This is a genomic window from Methylobacterium sp. WL103, assembly GCF_008039885.1.
Classification (GTDB): Bacteria; Pseudomonadota; Alphaproteobacteria; order Rhizobiales; family Beijerinckiaceae; genus Methylobacterium; species Methylobacterium cerastii.
In genome coordinates, this window is the sequence record NZ_VRUX01000945.1 from 1 (window position 1) to 1,123 (window position 1,123).

A 1,123-nucleotide genomic window follows, 5' to 3' on the forward strand; every position below is an offset into this window, starting at 1 on the left:
TCGCCGCGGCCCTCGGCCTGCCGCTGCACGAGCCCGACGCGAGCGCCGCACCGGTGCTCGCCGGCCAGCGGCCGAAGCTCGGCAACGCGCTGCTCGGCCCGGACCCGAAGGCGCCGGACCTCGTGGTCGCGGTCAACGGCGGCTCGGACCTCGTCTACCTGCCGAAGGGCGACAAGGCGCTCGCCGCCCGCACGGTCGCGGCGCTCCTGGAGCAGGACTACGTCAGCGGCCTGTTCGTCGACGACGCGCTCGGCAGCTTTCCCGGCACGCTGCCGCTCTCGGCTGTGAACCTGAAGGGCGAGGCTGCGACCCCGACGCCGGCGATCGTCGTCAACTTCCGCTCGTACAGCACCGGCTGCGCCAACCCGGAGACCTGCGTCGTCGAGGTCGCCGACACGGCGCTGCAGCAGGGCCAGGGCATGCACGGCAGCTTCAGCCGGGCCGACACCCACAACTTCATGGCCGCCATCGGCCCGAGCTTCAAGGCCGGCTTCGTCGATGCGCTGCCGGTGAGCAACGCCGACGTCGGGCAGACTCTCGCCGCCCTGCTCAAGCTCCAGATCCCCGCCAAGGGCCGCCTGATCGGCCGCCCGATGCGGGAGGCGATGCGGGAGGGAACGAGCGACGCCCCCGTGCCGCAGGCCCAGGCCGGCACGTTGCGCTCGGAACCGTCGCCGTCGGGCTTGACCACGGTGCTGCGCTTCCAGCAGGTCGGGGACCAGCGCTACTTCGATGCGGCCGGGTTCCCGGGGCGGACCTTCGGGTTGGAGTGAGGGCACCGCCCGGGTCACGCGACCGGCGCGAAGAACGTCGGTCGGGTCGCCGCCCGGCGGCACCGGGAACAGGAGTCGTCAGATGAGCACCGCCCGCATTCTCCCCGTGATCCTGTGCGGCGGCTCGGGCACGCGGCTGTGGCCGATGTCGCGCGAGAGCATGCCCAAGCAGTTCGCGCGGCTGGTGGACGCGTCGGAGTCGACGTTCCAGGCGACCGCCCGGCGGGTGAGCGACCTCGCGACCTTCGCCCGGCCGGCGGTGATCGCCTCGGCCGAGTCGCGCTTCATCGTGGCCGAGCAGTTGGCGCAGGCGGGCATCGCCGGCGACATCATCCTGGAGCCGGAGGGAC

At 73.0% G+C, this 1,123-nt stretch carries 1 protein-coding gene and 1 pseudogene; both read left to right on the forward strand.

The features are described from left to right. Window positions 1–773, forward strand: a pseudogene (locus FV222_RS30250) (alkaline phosphatase family protein); the annotation flags it as partial. An 82-nt stretch (window positions 774–855) separates the two neighbouring features. Further along, the coding region (locus tag FV222_RS26910) for a sugar phosphate nucleotidyltransferase (RefSeq protein ID WP_246685697.1) at window positions 856–1,123 on the forward strand (268 nt) is incomplete at its 3' end.